Here is a 17,917-nt window from a genome sequence, read left to right as displayed (position 1 = left end):
CCCATTTACTGGCCTTTAAATTAGCTTTCTTAGTGCTCTAGCGTACCGAAGAATTTTATGAGCTATCCTTAAATCGTTCGAAGCCCCTAACTCAAGAAGAGCCACACCAATCAACACTTGCTGAGCGGTGACCAATTGTCCAGTTGGAAGCTCTAAGCGATCATGCCGCATTACAAAGCTTTCCCAATCTTCACAAGAGCTTAATTCCCTACCCTTATTCATCCTCATCAAGCGTTTACACTCTGGCGGTATAGATTTCCCCTTATCCCATTCTTTGACCGTTCTCACAGTTTTTAAACAAAGTTTGGCAGCTTCTTCGACGGTTAAACCACATTCAAATTCACGAAAAATATAGTTTTTAGTCATTTCGTGATACTTCATTGAATTGTCCCTCAAAAGAGAGACATTTTATAGGATACGCATATGCAATCGTATTCAACATAAGCGCCCATAATGCGAACTTAAAGGTTAGAAGGTTAGCATTGGTGAAGTCAGTTTAGTTACACCGTATTTGGCTTTTGCTTCCTTGCAAGCTTCATCAGCTGTCTTGTATGGGCCATGAACTTCGATTCCACCACAGCGACCACTTGAACTGTATCTTTGGTTACGTCCGACACCATGCACGTTGGTTTTGCATCTTGCTCATTCAATATGAGTCAACATAGACACGCATTTGCTTAACCCAAACGTATAAGTACTAGATTACCTTTATAGGAACAAGGAATCTAACAGATGTAAACTCTCTACTTTTCAATCTATACCTAGATCTTTCTTCATATGCTCACTCAACTCGTTAGTGGTTCTTACATTAATCTTATGTTTGCAATGATGGATTCTCAACTCTTCACCAAATAATTTTACTAGTGATTTGGTATACAAAGCACTAATATTATTTATTATTCTATACAATGTATCTTTCTGATAAACAGATCTTTTCGAATTTTGTATTGCAGTCTTCATATTTAAATATCCTCACACGTTTAACTTTATAATTTAAAAAATCAATTTCAACTTTTATTATTACTTTTTTAGATATGTAATGAGTCATTATCAATGATGCACTATCAACAATTAAATCACCCGAATCCAACTTAGTAATTTCACGAGACAAATTCTTTATTTTTAAATCTTTATTTTCTATATTTAATCCGATTGAGTTAATTTCTTCAGGATATCGGTTTAACTTAATATCCAATATGGTTTTATTAAGATAGTAGTCTGCCATTATTTCATGGCGGTTTTTAAATATCATTGTCCCCCTCCGATGATGCAAGTTATACTTTCCCACCAGTTAAAAGACAACGTGACTCAGAGTTGCAAAAAGGTAACAATCATGGAATTGATGAACAATGAGCTGATCTGCTTTGCTGCCATTTGTAAACACCTCTCTCTTACAGAGGCATCAAAAGAACTTGGAAAGTCGAAAGCTCAAGTCAGCAGGCAGCTAGCAGCATTAGAAAAACAACTTGGCGTAACACTCGTCCACAGGACAACAAGGAAACTCGTTTTAACTGATCATGGCGAAAGCATTAGAGAGCTTGCTATCAAGACGTTAGAGAGTTTGCACGAGTTAAATTACAGAGCTAGCTCGTTGAGTGAATGCATTGATGGAAAGTTTAAAATCACAATGCCCAACTCTATAGCCTCTTCTATTTTTGGTTCTGTTCTTAAAGACTTACAAGAACGATATCCAAAAGTTGATTTTGAAATATCGTCAAGTAACAATGTAGAAAATTTATTAGAAAGCAATGTAGATTTAGCGATTAGGCTTAATAATGTTATTGATGACACTCTTATTGCACATAAAATTGGTGATTATAGTGATGTTTTGATATCTAGGGTAAGTAATGCCAACAACAAAACACTATTAATCTACAAACATCATTCGAATAAGGAATCAATTAAAAATCAATATACTGATGTTATCGAAGTTGATAACACCTCTATTTTAATAAACTTTGTTTCTGAGGGAGTTGGGGTTGGTGTCATTCCAAACTATCTTATTAAAAGTAACTATATAGACAAAAACATCCGAATATCGCAAACTTTTGATATAGAACGTTCCATGTATATTGCCTACCCTTATCAAAACCCTTTGCCAAGAAAGCTAGCTGAGATATCTACTTTTATTAGGTCTGAGTTATCACAAGTATTGAAGAGTGAGTCATTTTAGGGCGGTTGTTCAGATTTAGAATTTTGCGTTGTCTACTCAACTAGGCCTAACGCTAATCTTTGTAACATATTGTTTCAGCGGTATTTATTAACACCCCCATCTTTATGCTTGCTATCACAATGTGAGATGCTCTGCCGTCTTGTTATCAAGGTTTTGCGTGGAATAAATCACGTGGGGTAAACGTTAGATTGACTTACATTAAAATTTTCATCAAAAGCAACTTTATATAAAATTGATTTCATACCAATCTATGTGTATCTTCTACCCATATCCTCACAATAACCAAGGAGAATGCCATGGATAAGCTACTCGCGTCTGCATTAGAAATTAAGCAGCGAACTATGGTGACTGGCTTTTTTGCTAGAAATGGATTCAAAATCGCTATGACCGATTTTGATGATGTCACTTTTGAGCGAGAAGGCGTGCAAGTTAACGTACATTTTGATCTGCAGTCAAACGCGGAGTCTGCATCTGTTTTATCTCATGAGGCATCAATCATTCCTGGCTAAAAACTTTTATTATCACCGATACACCAAGCCGAACATAAACGTTCGGCTTTTTAGTGACAAAAAATGATGAGTGCGAACAAGAGGTGTCGATCACTCGTCTAAATAGACGATTAATAAATCAGCTTCAACTTCGTTCACAACCTTTGGTATCGATGAAAAAAAGCGACTCAATAAGTTGTGATGATGACCACAGACAACTAAATCTATCCCCTCTTTTTTGACGATTCCCGATAGTTTTATATGAAGATCGCCGATTACTACCATGGTCTCGTTTACTGGGTATAAGCATTTATCAGCGAGCTCTTGCAGCCTTCTTTCCAATTCTTGCTCTTCCTTCGCTTCCATGACTATGCGATCAACATCTACGTAAACAAATGAGAGTTTGCTGCTTGAGTTATCTACTTGCATTATTGCTTTTTCGATAACTGCTTGGCTAGATTGAGATAAGTCGACAGCAACCAAAACGTGCTTATAACCCATCATTCCTCCCTAGGTTAGTTTTTGTTCTCATATTAAGTCTAGTCCACATAGAGCGAACACAACATCAAAACTACTGCTACATGATAGTTAAAGGAGTTTAGTGTAAAACAGGCAAATAGTTTTCATTGCAACCTTGTTGCTTCCTCTCATCCAAAGATCAACGATGTTTTTCCAATTTCTTCTCTAATTATCGGACTATTTAACAGGAAGGATGCCAGAAAACATTACGTTGTAACACGCGTTACTACTCTTGATTTCTACTACTCTTGAGGTTTCATATTACCCACTTCAACGTCGCCTAGTTTAGTAAAACTACTTTAGATTAAGCATGCTCAATATGTAACGCTCCGCTCAAATCCAGGAGACGTATTTCGGCTAAAAAAAGCAGCTCAATGAGATGAATTTCGCTTCATCTATTACATATGTCTGCGAGTGCTTACTGTTCTTATATCGCTTATTTAATAACTCTAGTTGAATTATCGCTATAAGTTACGGTGTCTCTTTTTTCTTTTTTTAGCATAATCTTCTGCCTGAGAACGAGGCCCTCTTGGACTTTGTAATTAAATTACAAGATCAATCGCGACCAATATGGTTGGCAGATTAAAATACCGTGGTAAACAATTGATATAATTGAGTTTAATTTATAAGTTCTTTAAAAAACGCCTAATTACCTGCACTATGCAAACCAAGGTTAACATAATGAGGTAAAATTTTACCAACTTACTATTTAGTCTTAAAGGTAATTGAACAAGATTAAAATCATATAGGTATAGTAAATTGTAGTTACAGCGTAACCAGGGTGGTATTTGGGAATGTAGAGGAATAGAAAGGCAAAAAAACAGGGCGTATGCCCTGTCCATGAATTGATTAGTTTTGTTGCTGTTGTTTTTCTGCGTACTCAGATCGAATCCGTTCGGCAACAATTTTGATAGCTTCTGCAGTACTTGTGCCCTTCGCCATCAATTCTTGAATTCTCTCTACAGCTTGTTGTTGCTCTTGGTGAGATAGAGGGGGTAAATCGTCAAACATAAAAAGCTCCTCATTTTGAGGAGCTGACTATAACGATTCGATTAATAGGTAGCAAGGAAATTAATGGATGCACCCATAGCGTTCTCGTTTGTGTACTGAGCTGCGATATCCAATTCGAACAACTTAAGTGGAGACAATCCGATACCAGCAGTGATGGTTCCTTCGTCATTACTTCGAGCTAAGTTCTTCATATACCCTGCCCGTAATGCCATTTGACGCAAAATATCAAATTCAATACCAGCTCGAATCATTTGCGTATTATCATCAAAGGATGAAAAACGTTTTTCTTCGTTAAGATCGTAGTCAACACTCATCGTAAAGTAATCGGCAACAATCCCTGCCCCAACGGTGTATACAGGACGCATGCTATATTCGTATGATTTTATCGTATCGCTGCCATATTGGAATGATTTTGTTTTAACGTCTCTTCCGATCAAATTTTTCGCTGAAATACCGAGACGATATGGGCCAAAGAACCAAAGTGCGCCGGCGTCTAAGTTAAACATCGTTTCCGCGGTCTCATTTTCACGTAAGTCTTTAGTATCAAAATTCTGAAAACTCGTGGCGTATGAGTATGTGTATATACGCTGAAGTTTAGGAGTAACACCAAAAGAAAGGTGTTGGTTCATGAAATTAGTGTATTTAGCAAGTGAAATACCAGCTTCAGCCACGCCAATAGAAACACCTTGTACATAGCTATCATCTAATGGATTAGTACCTGAGGTATCAACATTTGGTTGTACGAATGATTCAGTGTATAGCTTACCGTATGCAGTTGCAGATAAGAATTTGTTGGGAATACCAATGGCAACGACACCACCAAGATCAAAGTCTGTCTTTTTCCCATCGATAGCACCCATCGATTTTTTGATTTCATCGACGTCTGTCAATTTGCTGATGCGTTCGATCTCATCAACTAGATCATATTGATCATCGTAGCTGCCACCAAAACTTGGCACGATCATGCCTGCATCGTCATTTCGGCGATAAATCGCAGTAAGAGCAGGGTTGAAAAAAGGCGCAGTTAGATAAGTTGCTGATACGGTACCAACGCCACCCATTGCATCACTACGAGCCTCTATCGCATAAGTAGCAGCAGAAGCAGCATTAGCGAAAAGAATAGTAGCAACAGAAGTGGCAAGAATTTTATATTTGTTTTTCATACTACACTTGTGATTTTAGTTCGTCCTGAACCTTTATCGGCACAAGTAGTATTTCTTTAACTATTCTTCCTGGGAAAGATCATAGGTTCGGCTAATAGTTTGAGCCTGCTCAACAATTATATCGCCCTGCCAACGGCGACTATTGATACTTACCGCCAATACGTATCTATCGTTTGGGACACCCGCTAGCTCCAATGAATTTGGATAGTTAGACTCATAAGTCTTTTTCCACATTTGCTCGTACTGGCCATCAATGTAGTCATACAAACCAACTTCAAGTTGCGGTAATGGACAATGGGGATTACGAAGTGCGCTCTTTTCTACTTTCCAATTCTCTTTAGATGTCCAACGAACATATTGAGAAGAGTTTGAATCTCCAAGTATTACCCAAGTTCGATACTCTTGTTTATCAGTAGAAACAACGGTTAAGTGATATAAACCAGCTTCAAGCTTGCCTGTTAAGTTATAGCGTTTCGAGTAACTACGCTCGTTGGCAAGTTCTGTCCCGTTCGGCTGTTGTTCATAGCTGAATGAACTGTCCGCGGATATAGAATCATCCACCCATCGATTAAATGAAATATTTTCGATGTCAGTTGTAGCTCTTAGCTTGATCACCAATCTAAATGTATCTCGCCCAGGGCTTTGAATAGTCTGACGAATAACGTTCACACCACTTATCCAATCAGGCAGCGTTACACCAGTGAGAGCCTTGCCACAGTTTTTAGATAGTGACTGACCAAGAAGATCATTAAGGTGAGGAGTCAAATCTTTACTTGGTTCCGTTTGCCAGAGTTCAACAAGAGAGTTGAACATACCCGCAAGATCATCTTCAAGTAAGTGTTGATGTGCCTGTGTTAAAGGCGTGTTAGTTTGAAACCAGTCCATCGCATGGACTGGTTTCACTAACGCTAATGAGACAACTACAGGGAGTAGTATTTTCATTACGACTTATGCTTTCATCTTGTAGCCAACACCACGAAGTGTTTCAATTTCCAGTCCTGGCAGTTTTTGACGAAGCTGTAATACATGTGTATCAACCGTACGTGTTGTCGGGAAGTGATTGTAACCCCAAACGTGGTCAAGTAGCTCATCACGAGTAAACACGCGACCTAAGTTTGACGCCAAAAATAGCAGCAAATCAAACTCTGTTCGAGTAAGCGTAATTAGCTCGTCTTTATAAGTCACTTCACGAGTCGAGCGGTCAATCTCTAAGTCTTTTGTAATCACTTTATCAGCGTTGCTTTGTTCTGCTGAATCCGGTGCTCGTAGCTGTGCACGGATTCTCGCAAAAAGCTCCGCTTCAGCAAAAGGCTTTGTTAAGTAGTCGTTCGCGCCGGAATCAAGGCCTGCAACTTTATCTTTTACGGTAACAAGTGCCGTTAACAAGATAACTGGTACGTCTTTAATCTGTTTCCATTCTGGGAGACATTGTACAGAGTCACCATCTGGGAGTTGGCGATCGAGAATTACCAAGTCAGCTTTTTTCCATTGTGGCTCTACGTCTGCAATACGCTCCACATGTAAACACTCATATCCTGCTTGTTCCAGGCTTACTAACAGGCCGTCAGCCAAGTTTTTATCGTCCTCAACGAGAAGCAGTGTCTGTTTCACAAGGTATCTCCAATATAAAAGTTGTAGGTGGTCCCATTAAGGACATTTTTCCGCCCATGCGGCCTACCATAGATTCAACGATTGTTAATCCAAGTCCTAACCCGCTCTTACTTACGAACGGTTTCTTCAAATTTGCCCAATCTTTAGCCGTTAGGCCTCCTGCATCTCGGACTTGGAATACTATTTTTTCTTCACTAGTTGAGACATCCAATTCAACCGGTGCGACACCGTACTTAAGCGCATTACGAAGCAAGTTATCGATACAAGTTCCTAACCAGTACACATTAACTTTAGCAGCCACATCTTCATTGATGTTAAAAAGCACGGCACTATCAAATTCTTCTTCGATCTTAAATTCTAACCAATCTGCAACGGATGGTACCCAGTCTGTTGCAAGCATTTGGTTATCAGATTGCAAATAATCTTTACTCGCTTCTGCCAATTGACGCAGGCGGCGCGTATCTTCACACAATCTGCGGAATTCGTCATACACACTTTCAGGCAAATGCTCGAACTCTCGACGAAAGCCCTCGACCGTTAGTGACAGAGATGCAATCGGTGTTCTGAGCTCATGCGTTAAAATTTGCAACACGAGCATTCTACTACGTAGTTCTTCTCGCTTGCTATTCCAACGGTACACCGCCCAACCAATCACCAAAAGAATATTGGCGATTACCAGTATGATCATACTGATCCGCAAAACTTGCGAGTGATCTTCTACATCCCAACAAATATTGCCTCGTTTAACAAAGCAACTTTTGCTTTGAGACGCTAGAGCGTATGACAGACCCGCATTCGCTACGTTCTCTTGCCAGATATCTTTCTCGAAAACAAAGTAACGGTCACCACGTCTTAACCAAAGTTCGTTACCTTCAATAAACATGCTCGCGCCTGCAATCAAAGCATTAATGGCGTCGTCATCCATGTTTTTCAAGCTTTCTAGCAACTCATCCCCTTCCTCGTTATCACGCTCTTTTATATGCATGTACTGAGATAGTTTGGGTTTGAGTTCTGGATACTTATCCACATAACGTGCCGCATACGTCCCACCACCAGGGTGAATGAGACCACTACGCGAGAACCAACGAGGTGTCAGCTGCGTCCCTTTACAAATCGCCCTTGTAAATACTAAAGGCTCAGTAATTAAAGGACTTAATGGTAATTTGCCACGACAAGTATTCGCCAAGCTGTAAAGCTGTTGGATATCTTTTAACGGATAGTCAGACGTTTGCGGCAGAAGCGAATCTGGCGCAAGTAACTTGGTAGGATAATTTGATTGCAGAATACGAATATCGTACGACTTAAGAGCTACTTCATAGTTAAATAGCTCTGTAAACGTATCTATTCTTTCTGGTAGTGAATCGGAAAATGCAGGTGCCGAAAAAAGCGGCAATACAGTTGCAAAACCGAGCAAAAACTTTTTAATCAAACTGTTACCGTCACTTGTTACATTAGCCAAAACTATACATCAATCTACAAGCAATTGACATCTGCTAACAGAAGGATTTGCATTACTATAACATTGAAACGGAACAAAAAAGGGCCAGCGATTGCTGACCCTGTATAGTTTTAAATCAAGAATGGTTAAAGTGCTTTAAAAATAGACTCAACACTTTCTTTCGCATCACCAAATAGCATTGATGTATTTTCTTTGAAGAACAGTGGGTTCTGTACTCCTGCGTAACCAGTATTCATTGAGCGCTTGAATACCACTACGTTTTTCGCGTTCCATACCTCCAATACGGGCATACCAGCGATTGGGCTGTTCGGATCTTCCAGTGCGGCTGGGTTGACCGTATCGTTAGCACCGATAACCAATACGGCATCGGTTTCTGCAAAGTCATCATTGATTTCATCCATTTCAAGAACGATATCATACGGTACTTTTGCTTCAGCGAGTAACACATTCATATGCCCAGGTAGACGACCCGCTACTGGGTGAATCCCAAAGCGAACTTCAATACCTTGTGAACGAAGTACATCAGTAATTTCATGAACAGGGTATTGTGCCTGAGCTACTGCCATGCCATATCCTGGAGTGATGATTACTGATTTTGAGTTCTTCAACATCTCTGCAACTTCTTCAGCCGTTGTTTCACGATATTCGCCCTGCTCTTCGTCACCTGAAATCACTATCTCTTGACCAAAACCACCGGCAATAACACTGATAAACGAACGGTTCATTGCTTTACACATGATGTAAGAAAGAATCGCACCTGATGAACCTACCAAAGCACCTGTTACAATCAATAGATCATTTGCTAGCATGAAACCTGCTGCCGCTGCTGCCCAACCTGAGTATGAGTTCAACATAGAGACAACAACTGGCATATCAGCACCACCGATTGAAGCGACTAAATGGTAGCCGAATGCGAACGCGATCAAAGTCATCACAATAAGAGCGAACATGCTGCCATCTGCTTTTACGAAGTAGATCATAAGAAGCGTAGAAATAACAACCGCTGCGAGGTTCATTTTGTGCTTATGAGGCAGGTTAAGTGGCGACGAAGAAATCACACCACGCAGCTTACCAAATGCGACAATTGAACCGGTGAAAGTTACGGCACCGATGAACACACCCAAGAATACTTCTACAAGGTGGATAACATGCTCAGCATGTGTTGCTGCTTCTGGCGCATCTAGGTAGCTGTTGTAGCCAACTAAAACCGCAGCTAAACCTACAAAGCTGTGTAGAATCGCAACCAGTTCTGGCATCTCGGTCATTTCTACTTTCTTCGCATAGAAAATACCGATCGCACCACCTATCGCCATCGCGATAATGATCCAACCAAAACCTTGCGCATCTGGGCTAAAGATCGTCGCTATCAGCGCGATCGTCATACCAGCGATACCGTAGTAGTTACCATTACGAGCAGACTCTTGCTTTGAAAGCCCCGCCAAACTCATGATGAAAAATAATGCAGCAACAATGTAAGCTGCTTGTACTAATCCTGCAGACATTGTGACTCCTATTTATCTTTGCGGAACATTTCAAGCATACGCTTGGTGACGGTGAAACCACCGAAGATATTGATACTCGCGATCAATACGGCAATAAAAGATAGGAATGAAACGACGCCATTACCTTGTCCAATTTGCAGTAATGCACCAACGACAATAATGCCAGAGATAGCATTCGTTACTGACATTAGTGGAGTATGAAGTGCATGGGTAACATTCCATACTACGTAGTATCCGACAACACACGCTAGAACAAATACAGTAAAGTGAGAAAGAAACGCTGCTGGAGCAACCGATGCTACCCATGCAAAGGCTCCAACAGCCGCTGCCACACCAATAATTTTCTTCGTTGGAGACGTAGGTTCTTCTACTTTAGGCTCTGGCTTCACAGGCTGTTCTTGTTTCACTTGCGGCTGAGCTGAAACCTGAATTGGTGGCGCTGGCCAAGTAACTTCACCTTCTTTCACCACGGTAACGCCACGGATAACAACATCTTCAAAATCAATATTGATGTTGCCATCTTTCTCTTTACACAGCAGTTTTAGAAGATTGACAAGGTTTGTCGCGTAAAGCTGAGAAGATTGTGTTGGCAAACGACCAACCATGTCAGTGTAACCAACAATTTTTACGCCGTTATCCGTCATGATAACTTGGTCTTTCACTGTATATTCACAGTTACCGCCATTAGCAGCTGCCAAGTCGACAATTACACTGCCCGCTTTCATGCTGTCGACCATTTCTTTGGTGATCAACTTCGGCGCAGGTTTACCAGGGATGAGCGCGGTCGTAATAATGATATCAACATCTTTAGCTTGCTCTGCGTATAACTCTGCCGCTTTTTTGTTGAAGTCATCAGACATTTCTTTTGCGTAGCCATCCCCAGAGCCTGACTCTTCTTGAAAGTCAACGGTCAGGAACTCAGCACCCATCGATTCAACTTGCTCTTTTACTTCTGGGCGGACGTCAAACGCACGGACAATAGCACCTAAGCTACCTGCAGCACCGATAGCCGCCAAGCCAGCGACGCCAGCACCCGCAACCAATACTTTCGCTGGAGGTACTTTACCGGCAGCCGTAATTTGACCTGTAAAGAAACGACCAAACTCATGAGCTGCCTCAACCACTGCACGATAACCAGCGATATTAGCCATCGAAGATAGCGCGTCTAAGGCTTGTGCACGTGAGATACGAGGAACGGAATCCATGGCAAGAACGTTAATGTTCTTACTGGAAAGTTGTTCCATCAACTCAGCATTTTGAGCCGGCCAAATAAAGCTAACCAGTGTTGCTCCATCTTGCAGTAACGCAATTTCGTCAATGCCTTGCTCATCATCCACAATTGGCGCATTAACTTTTAAAATAAGGCCAGATGCCCAAACTTCTTCACTAGAAACGATTTTCGCACCAGCTGCTTCATAAGCGGCATCATCGAAACTCGCTAGCCCCCCCGCTTGGGATTCAATCGCGACATCGAATCCCAATTTTATTAACTGCTCAACCGACTTCGGCGATGCAGCCACTCGCGATTCACCCGCGAGTATCTCTTTAGGTACACCGATTTGCAAAACGCATACTCCTTGTATACATATCAATAAATTAGTCCCAAAACAGAGCGTCGCTCTACTCTAATTCTTTTTTATTTCTATCTGTTTACCACGCAAGACAATTGCAAACGAAAGATGATGTTTGGGGACACCCATTTGCACAATAACACCTTGACTAACAGCCCTGTTATTATTCTGTTTGTATCGAACGCGTCTCATTACTTCAAGTGTTTTGTAATTTAAATACTAAATTTCATTACATATAACGCTAAGTAATGAATGATTGTCGCTCTGTGCTCGAAAAATAACAACGCAACACCGTACTAGACTGAGGTCTAACCAGGTAACGATTAAATACCGACTTAACAGAGATTTAAGCGTTAAAAAGAAAGAGCCACTAGCATATACACTAATGGCTCTTTTTAAGATGACTGGAATCAAATTGCAGTAAATTGCTAGTCGAAGATTTTATCGCCCATTTGATCAATAAACATTTGAGATTTCTTCAACATAAGGTCATTGGCATCTTGCTCTGAGCCAAGCAAATCGGAGCGAATAAACCGATGTGTTTTCACTTCATCATTGTCATGCTTTTCTATTCGACCAGCGATGCGATATTGTCCGCCCTCTGAAAGGCTCTCTGGGTAAATAAAGAAACCTTTATACTCAACTGGCTCGATAGTTTTAGCTTCAGCGGTTTTCTCACTACCACCAAACAAACGCGAAAAAAATCCCACGATTCCTCCTTGGGTCAGCTCACTAGTCAACTGAGCGACTCTTACTTAATATTAACGTTAAGGATCGGTTTTTCATACCAATCCAACTCTTTGTCATCATCATAACTAGTATGGGAAAAAATTACAGGCACATCATACTCTCGGTTTTTACGCCTGTCTTCTTTCACCATTTCTGCGGCGTTTTTCACCGCTATATCCGCGCTTTGCTTAAACTGGCTTAATTTTTGTTCAGGAAGTGAAGACAAAAAATCAATATCATGACGGATATAGACAGGCTTGAGCTGGATAAGCGCAAGGCAAGCAATATCGGCTAACTGTTCGTTGTCATACTGTTCTAAAAATTCGGGCAAACTGAGAACCTGGCCTACTAATGTTTCCATGTAATTGTGCACATCTGAGCTTATCTGCATCTGTAAATCTCCTTTTTCCTATGAAATGAGTATAGCAACGACTTGTTTATAACAACTTATTGATTGCTCTTAATTTAATCAATCTCTCTCTTTTTGCCGTAATGTCTTCCAAAATACTTGGGAAAAGGAACAAATAGACGTATTCTTGCTAGTTCTCAAAGTTCGAAATTCAATAACGGATAAATATCCATATTGATAAAACGATTTACCTAACCAATTATATAGTCAACTATTTTCAGGCAGTTTGTAATAGATGTCCTCATCGTCAATGACTTCATCAAGCTTCAGATTCTTATTCCCTTTTTTGCTACTGGGCATAGTGAGTTCGGGCATGGACAGCATTATTCAGATGACTCAGGCAAACTGGGGCATTGCCGCAAACTTGCCGTACATACTATTAGGTTGTGCGCTACTCCTTTGCTATTCATTTAAACAAGGCAGAGAGTCCATGGTGTGCTTGGCAATGTTGCTAGCCTACTTCGTGATACAGCACCGCCTACAAGTCCCGCTTCAAAGTGGTACCGCTTTACTTGAGCTAACCATTTTAGCCACGTTACTTCCTGTCTCGTTTCTTACGGTATTTTTGTTTAGTAAAGAAGGTTTTGACTCCAGAGCTATGTTGACTTACATCTTGATGTTAGCAATGTTCGTTCTTTGGTCTTATCTAACGCTAGCATATTACGTTGAAGGAGGGTTTGAACAATGGACAAGCGGTATTCTATTTATTGTACCGACGGTCTCTAAACTGCCTTTCATTCTTGTTTTATATTGCGTGGGTATTGTCTGTTTTCTTGGAATCCTTGTTTTAAAGAAGAATGAAATTATCCATGCGATGACCTACTCTGCCATGGTATTGGCGTCTGCGACGTTCATTTTCTTTGATGTGCAGTACATATCAAGCACCATGTTTACGCTAACAGGGCTGCTTATCATTATTTATGCCGCTTCCGCTAGCCATCAACTAGCTTTCACCGATAGCCTAACGCTGATTCCGAGCAGACGTGCACTTGATCTCGATCTAAAACACATGGGTAAGAAGTTCACGATCGCAATGCTTGATGTTGACCATTTTAAAAAGTTTAACGACACCTACGGTCACGATACTGGTGATGACGTTCTAAAAATGGTCGCTTCGCGCCTCACTAAAACCCCAGGCGGCGCAAAAGTTTATCGATTTGGCGGAGAAGAATTTACCATCGTTTTTAAAGGCAAATACGCTGACGAATGTAAGAACTTTTTGGAAGAAGCTCGCAAATCGATTGCAGAATATGAGATGATATTACGCGATGAAGAATCTCGCCCTGAGAACCATAAACAAGGACAAAAACGTCGTGGTAGCAGCAGTTCGAAAAGAAAGTCGGTTTTTGTTACCGCAAGTTTCGGAGTTGCAGATAGCCGGAATGGGCAAGCTCCTCTGGACGTCATTAAATTAGCGGACGCAGCACTTTACAAAGCGAAAAAGGCCGGACGTAACTGCATAAAGCTTCGTTAGACCCTCACCAATCGTGAAAGTTAACAAGCTTGTCCGGGTTTAAAACAAAACCGAACTTCCCCATCAGCATAACAACTGCACTCATCGTTGCCACTATCCCGATGTTATCTATCTAATCATAGGTATAAGGTATACGCCCGATTGCGACATTCCGTTCGCACTGTTTGCCTATCTTACTTTGAGTTAGCTTTAAAATAACCACCAAAAAGTGACAACGCAACAAAAAGAGCGACATTCATAAGGTTTTGTTTTTAAAAAGAATTAACTACAGTATGTGTGTTTCTTCCCAAAGACTTCGAGGTATATAGCGCTTTATCAACGGTTGCATACAAGTCTGATTGCACTTCTTTCCCTGTCGGTTGAAAAACAAAAACACCCTGTGACACTGTCACTCTATTTGACACACTAGAATACTCATGTGGGTAATCGAGAAAATACATAGCCTCTTGTATACGCTCGGCTTCTCTTTCTGCTGTTTGAGTGTCGGTACACCCTAGCAACACAACAAACTCTTCTCCACCATATCGACCTACATATTCCCCAGAGCGACAAAAAGTAGCCTTGAGTTGATTCGCAATCGCTTGCAAGCAACGGTCGCCTTCAATATGACCGTAATTATCATTAAACGGTTTAAAAAAATCGACGTCCAATAGAATCAAAGCCATTGGCATGTTGTGACGGCCATGCCATGCAACCATCGATTCCAACTTGTGGTCGATATAACGGCGGTTATAGAGTTTGGTTAGGCCATCTTCATTCGCTTGCTGAGTCAAAAGTTGATTAACTTGCTCTAATTGAGCTGTCGCTTGCTTAAGCTCTCGTCTCATATGAGCAATACGCTGCATTGCGATAAGTTTAGAGTTTAGTACCAGTTTATCTACCGGCTTAATTAAATAGTCATCACCGCCCGCATCTATGGCTTTAGCAATCATTTCTGGCTCTTCGTGACTACTCAAGAAAATAATTGGGATCCAATCCGGAAACGTTTCTCTTATATGAAGAGAGACTTCAAAACCGTTCATATCTGGCATTGATATATCGAGCAACACCAGTTCCGGATCAAAACTCTCGTAGGTATTTAACGCCTCTAGTCCACTACCTACGGCTTTTACAATATGTCCAAGTTGCTTTAGACGAATAGCCAACTGCATCCTGTCTAGCTGAACATCGTCAACCAGAAGGATTCGCATCGATGTCCCTGTCGGTTGCATAACGCGTTCCATTTTTAATTATGTCTTTATTAAACATATACCATACTCATAGAGTTGTTGCATTCGACTCATAATTAAGTGCTATATTTTTGTTTGAATATCACGGAATCCATTGCATAAAGCAGTTAGACTGGACGTTACCCTATCTAATCATGGCCTGTGAGCAGAAGTTCAACAAACTCATTCACTTTGGTCATCTTGTGGATTAATGGGTATAGCTATTTGATGCATTTGGTATTAATATTCCCGCCTTTTTGTAATGAGAGACACACCATGTCAGAAGCAACTAACAGCGAAAGCAAAAAAATCGATCTAGCCAGCATTTCTCCAGAGCTACGTAAAGTTATCGAATTTGACGAAGTTCCAGAGCAAATGTTCGAAATGGTTACCTCTATCCATGAAGTGTCTGAAGAAGCGGTACGTGAATCATGGGACGAAATGCCAGCAAGCGCACAGAACATTCTAGACAACTTTGAACAGTTTCATGCTCTAGTTTCTGTAGGCCAAGCATTCGCTGGTATTAATGTGATGGAAGAGTTTCCTACTCTTAATCTGCCAGAAAACATGACAGATGAAGATAAAGAAGAATACCGTGCTCAACTACTTGATAATGTGCTTCACAACTGTGTGAAAGACATGGTTAAGCAACTTAAGAAAGCACGTCGTGACCCACTTCTTAAGCGTGAATTCAAAGAAGTATTCGCGAAGTAATTCCGACATTCTTCTAGTAACAAAGGCCGCACTTTGCGGCCTTTTTTGATCATGAAGCGTAAATCAGTCTAAACGGTTAATGAGGCGCTAGTGCCATATCTTTTTGTGTCACACTGACACCTTTAATTTGTGCAAAAACACGGCTACCAACTTTTAGGTTGAGATCATCAAGGGCCCAAGGTGTGATCGTTGCCCACAAATAACATTTCTCGTCTAGCTTGAGTGATACATTAATACTCTGCTTGTCATCGGCTGCGTTAAACGCCTCGATGGAATCGACAATAGCAGGCAAAATATTTCGAATCGACGTCGCCTTGGGTTGCTCGAGCGTGATAGAAACGTCGTTGGCACGCACTTGCAAGCGTATTGGCGTGTCTGGTGTTCCGTCGATCTTTTGCACCCACAGGAATACATTAGGTGCAAGGCTGATACAAGTCAGTGCATAACGTTCATGATGTTCAGCAATCCGGCCTTCAAATAAGCTGCTTTGATCTGAGAAAGATTGCCATGGACGCATAGCATGAGAAGCCCACACTTCCTCAAGCTTACCTGAACTCGAAATTTTACCTTGGTCAATAATTGCAAGGTGCTGAGCAAGCCTTAAAATTTCCTGAAGACTGTGTGTGACATAGATAATAGGGATATTTACCTTCTCCGACAACTCCTCGAGAAAAGGCATTACCTCACGCTTTCTTGGCATATCGAGTGAGGCAAGTGGCTCATCCATCAAAAGCAAATTGGGTTTAGATAGCAATGCGCGCGCAATCGCAACACGTTGCTTTTCACCACCAGAAAGTGATACCGGAAAGCGCTTTAGTAACGGTTTGATAGACAAGAGTTCGGTGACTGCATCAAAATACTCGTCATCTTTTTCTTTAACGCCATATAACAAATTGCCTTGAACCGAATAGTGAGGAAACAAACGTGAATCCTGAAACACATAACCAATACCACGCTTGTGCGTTGGTAGGTTGATTCCCTGTTCACTGTCAAACAAAACATGCTCACCAACCGCAACATACCCTTGCCTTGGAGTGACCAATCCGCTGATGATGTTAATCAACGTCGTTTTACCTGCACCAGATCGTCCAAACAAGGCACTAATTCCGTTACAGGGTAACTTAAGTTTGATGTCGAAGTCAGTCTCACCAAGCATTTGTTTAAATTGGACTTTAATCGTCATTGCTTCGCACCCAATCTGCTTGCCGCTTTACGATTTAGCCATTCAGAGATCATTAATGTAGACAAGGCTAACGCGATAGAAATGATACACAGACGAGCCGCCTGCATTTCTGCACCTGGCGTTTCAATAAAGTTGTACATTGCCAGCGGAATCGTTTGGGTCTCACCCGGAATGTTAGAGACGAAACTGATCGTCGCCCCGAATTCGCCAAGACTACGAGCAAATGACAGCATCGTTCCCGTAATAATTCCGGGAATGGTCAGTGGTAACGTGACGGTGAGAAACACTTTTAAAGGAGAAGCGCCTAACGTAGAGGCTGCGTGCTCCAATTTAGGGTCGACGCTATCTAAGCTTAAGCGTACTGAACGAACCATCAAAGGCAAAGCCACGACAATACAAGCGACTACTGCCCCTTTCCAATTAAAGCTAAATACTACCCCTAAGTTTTCATAGAGCCACTTTCCAAGGAACCCTTGTCGTCCTAAAGAAATCAACAATAAATAGCCGATTACCACTGGCGGCAATACCAGTGGTAAATGAATTAAGCTATCGAGAATCGATTTACCAAAGAACGTTTTTCGAGAAAGTAGCCAAGCAAGAAAAACGCCGAGAGGAATCAGCCAAAGTACTGCGTACGCGCCTACTTTGAGGCTTAACATTAAGGCTTGGTATTCCAGTTCTGTCACGCTTCGTTCCTATAATT

The 17,917-nt window shown here is 41.1% G+C and carries 19 protein-coding genes; 4 read left to right on the top strand and 15 right to left on the bottom strand.

Annotation, left to right across the window (positions count from 1 at the left end; genetic code table 11):
- Window positions 1–15 precede the first annotated feature (15 nt).
- Together R7Q38_RS13740 and R7Q38_RS13735 are read right to left on the bottom strand one after the other, a co-directional pair.
- Window positions 16–381, bottom strand: coding sequence for a regulator (locus R7Q38_RS13740; protein ID WP_318114255.1), 366 nt, complete (start codon window positions 379–381; stop codon window positions 16–18).
- A gap of 520 nt (window positions 382–901) precedes the next feature.
- The gene (locus R7Q38_RS13735; protein WP_262657909.1) at window positions 902–1,252 is read right to left on the bottom strand and encodes a hypothetical protein; all 351 of its coding nucleotides are present in this window, start codon (window positions 1,250–1,252) and stop codon (window positions 902–904) included.
- Between the two features lie 81 nt (window positions 1,253–1,333).
- Here R7Q38_RS13735 and R7Q38_RS13730 point away from each other — a divergent pair, with 81 nt between their 5' ends.
- Together R7Q38_RS13730 and R7Q38_RS13725 are read left to right on the top strand one after the other, a co-directional pair.
- On the top strand, window positions 1,334–2,173 hold the full coding sequence (locus R7Q38_RS13730; RefSeq protein WP_025998628.1) for a LysR family transcriptional regulator: 840 nt from the start codon (window positions 1,334–1,336) through the stop codon (window positions 2,171–2,173).
- A gap of 296 nt (window positions 2,174–2,469) precedes the next feature.
- Window positions 2,470–2,682 carry a hypothetical protein gene (locus R7Q38_RS13725; RefSeq protein ID WP_005376260.1) on the top strand — a complete coding sequence of 71 codons (213 nt, stop codon included), beginning with the start codon at window positions 2,470–2,472 and terminating at the stop codon, window positions 2,680–2,682.
- Window positions 2,683–2,772: 90 nt separating this feature from the next.
- Here R7Q38_RS13725 and R7Q38_RS13720 read toward each other — a convergent pair whose 3' ends face one another.
- From R7Q38_RS13720 to R7Q38_RS13675, 10 genes are all read right to left on the bottom strand, one after another.
- Window positions 2,773–3,162, bottom strand: a complete 390-nt coding sequence (locus R7Q38_RS13720) for a universal stress protein (protein ID WP_239939327.1) — start codon at window positions 3,160–3,162, stop codon at window positions 2,773–2,775.
- Between the two features lie 867 nt (window positions 3,163–4,029).
- Window positions 4,030–4,191, bottom strand: a complete 162-nt coding sequence (locus R7Q38_RS13715) for a YoaH family protein (RefSeq protein WP_005376257.1) — start codon at window positions 4,189–4,191, stop codon at window positions 4,030–4,032.
- Between the two features lie 41 nt (window positions 4,192–4,232).
- Window positions 4,233–5,354, bottom strand: a complete 1,122-nt coding sequence (locus R7Q38_RS13710) for a conjugal transfer protein TraF (protein ID WP_213886047.1) — start codon at window positions 5,352–5,354, stop codon at window positions 4,233–4,235.
- A 60-nt stretch (window positions 5,355–5,414) separates the two neighbouring features.
- Window positions 5,415–6,296: a DUF2861 family protein gene (locus R7Q38_RS13705; protein ID WP_005388048.1), complete on the bottom strand. Its 882-nt coding sequence runs from the start codon at window positions 6,294–6,296 to the stop codon at window positions 5,415–5,417.
- Window positions 6,297–6,302: 6 nt separating this feature from the next.
- Entirely contained in the window at window positions 6,303–6,965 is a 663-nt protein-coding gene (vxrB, locus tag R7Q38_RS13700; protein WP_005376251.1) for a response regulator transcription factor VxrB, read from the bottom strand.
- Window positions 6,940–8,394: a sensor histidine kinase VxrA gene (gene vxrA, locus R7Q38_RS13695; protein WP_025767766.1), complete on the bottom strand. Its 1,455-nt coding sequence runs from the start codon at window positions 8,392–8,394 to the stop codon at window positions 6,940–6,942. Before vxrA ends, vxrB begins: the two co-directional genes overlap by 26 nt.
- 155 nt (window positions 8,395–8,549) lie before the next feature.
- Entirely contained in the window at window positions 8,550–9,926 is a 1,377-nt protein-coding gene (gene pntB / locus R7Q38_RS13690; RefSeq protein WP_213968381.1) for a Re/Si-specific NAD(P)(+) transhydrogenase subunit beta, read from the bottom strand.
- Between the two features lie 8 nt (window positions 9,927–9,934).
- Entirely contained in the window at window positions 9,935–11,491 is a 1,557-nt protein-coding gene (locus R7Q38_RS13685; RefSeq protein ID WP_025767765.1) for a Re/Si-specific NAD(P)(+) transhydrogenase subunit alpha, read from the bottom strand.
- Window positions 11,492–11,925: 434 nt separating this feature from the next.
- On the bottom strand, window positions 11,926–12,207 hold the full coding sequence (locus tag R7Q38_RS13680) for an HlyU family transcriptional regulator (RefSeq protein WP_017634616.1): 282 nt from the start codon (window positions 12,205–12,207) through the stop codon (window positions 11,926–11,928).
- Between the two features lie 41 nt (window positions 12,208–12,248).
- Window positions 12,249–12,617: a late competence development ComFB family protein gene (locus R7Q38_RS13675; protein ID WP_005376241.1), complete on the bottom strand. Its 369-nt coding sequence runs from the start codon at window positions 12,615–12,617 to the stop codon at window positions 12,249–12,251.
- Between the two features lie 253 nt (window positions 12,618–12,870).
- Between R7Q38_RS13675 and R7Q38_RS13670 the strand changes: the two genes are divergently transcribed.
- On the top strand, window positions 12,871–14,109 hold the full coding sequence (locus R7Q38_RS13670; protein WP_239939093.1) for a sensor domain-containing diguanylate cyclase: 1,239 nt from the start codon (window positions 12,871–12,873) through the stop codon (window positions 14,107–14,109).
- A 251-nt stretch (window positions 14,110–14,360) separates the two neighbouring features.
- Here the strand turns inward: R7Q38_RS13670 and R7Q38_RS13665 are convergent, their stop codons facing one another.
- Entirely contained in the window at window positions 14,361–15,320 is a 960-nt protein-coding gene (locus R7Q38_RS13665; protein ID WP_017634619.1) for a diguanylate cyclase, read from the bottom strand.
- Window positions 15,321–15,593: 273 nt separating this feature from the next.
- Between R7Q38_RS13665 and R7Q38_RS13660 the strand changes: the two genes are divergently transcribed.
- A complete protein-coding gene (locus R7Q38_RS13660; RefSeq protein WP_005376232.1) occupies window positions 15,594–16,031 on the top strand; it encodes a DUF3069 domain-containing protein in 438 nt (145 codons plus the stop codon).
- Between the two features lie 76 nt (window positions 16,032–16,107).
- Here R7Q38_RS13660 and modC read toward each other — a convergent pair whose 3' ends face one another.
- On the bottom strand, window positions 16,108–17,214 hold the full coding sequence (modC, locus tag R7Q38_RS13655; RefSeq protein WP_005388041.1) for a molybdenum ABC transporter ATP-binding protein ModC: 1,107 nt from the start codon (window positions 17,212–17,214) through the stop codon (window positions 16,108–16,110).
- On the bottom strand, window positions 17,211–17,900 hold the full coding sequence (modB, locus tag R7Q38_RS13650) for a molybdate ABC transporter permease subunit (protein ID WP_064376841.1): 690 nt from the start codon (window positions 17,898–17,900) through the stop codon (window positions 17,211–17,213). Before modB ends, modC begins: the two co-directional genes overlap by 4 nt.
- Window positions 17,901–17,917: the final 17 nt, after the last annotated feature.

The sequence above is a fragment of the Vibrio sp. Vb0598 genome, from assembly GCF_033338935.1.
Classification (GTDB): domain Bacteria; phylum Pseudomonadota; class Gammaproteobacteria; order Enterobacterales; family Vibrionaceae; genus Vibrio; species Vibrio alginolyticus.
The sequence above is the reverse complement of the archived record's forward strand: the minus strand, read 5'-3'. Positions and strand labels throughout refer to the sequence as shown.

Bases quoted from the DNA above. Each gene is read 5' to 3' on its own strand.
- R7Q38_RS13665 (WP_017634619.1), bottom strand. From the start codon at position 15,320: ATGCAACCGACAGGGACATCGATGCGAATCCTTCTGGTTGACGATGTT.
- R7Q38_RS13670 (WP_239939093.1), top strand. From the start codon at position 12,871: ATGTCCTCATCGTCAATGACTTCATCAAGCTTCAGATTCTTATTCCCT.
- R7Q38_RS13720 (WP_239939327.1), bottom strand. From the start codon at position 3,162: ATGGGTTATAAGCACGTTTTGGTTGCTGTCGACTTATCTCAATCTAGC.
- R7Q38_RS13730 (WP_025998628.1), top strand. From the start codon at position 1,334: ATGGAATTGATGAACAATGAGCTGATCTGCTTTGCTGCCATTTGTAAA.
- R7Q38_RS13740 (WP_318114255.1), bottom strand. From the start codon at position 381: ATGAAGTATCACGAAATGACTAAAAACTATATTTTTCGTGAATTTGAA.
- R7Q38_RS13715 (WP_005376257.1), bottom strand. From the start codon at position 4,191: ATGTTTGACGATTTACCCCCTCTATCTCACCAAGAGCAACAACAAGCT.
- pntB (WP_213968381.1), bottom strand. From the start codon at position 9,926: ATGTCTGCAGGATTAGTACAAGCAGCTTACATTGTTGCTGCATTATTT.
- R7Q38_RS13725 (WP_005376260.1), top strand. From the start codon at position 2,470: ATGGATAAGCTACTCGCGTCTGCATTAGAAATTAAGCAGCGAACTATG.
- R7Q38_RS13660 (WP_005376232.1), top strand. From the start codon at position 15,594: ATGTCAGAAGCAACTAACAGCGAAAGCAAAAAAATCGATCTAGCCAGC.
- R7Q38_RS13735 (WP_262657909.1), bottom strand. From the start codon at position 1,252: ATGATATTTAAAAACCGCCATGAAATAATGGCAGACTACTATCTTAAT.
- modC (WP_005388041.1), bottom strand. From the start codon at position 17,214: ATGACGATTAAAGTCCAATTTAAACAAATGCTTGGTGAGACTGACTTC.
- R7Q38_RS13705 (WP_005388048.1), bottom strand. From the start codon at position 6,296: ATGAAAATACTACTCCCTGTAGTTGTCTCATTAGCGTTAGTGAAACCA.
- R7Q38_RS13710 (WP_213886047.1), bottom strand. From the start codon at position 5,354: ATGAAAAACAAATATAAAATTCTTGCCACTTCTGTTGCTACTATTCTT.
- R7Q38_RS13675 (WP_005376241.1), bottom strand. From the start codon at position 12,617: ATGCAGATAAGCTCAGATGTGCACAATTACATGGAAACATTAGTAGGC.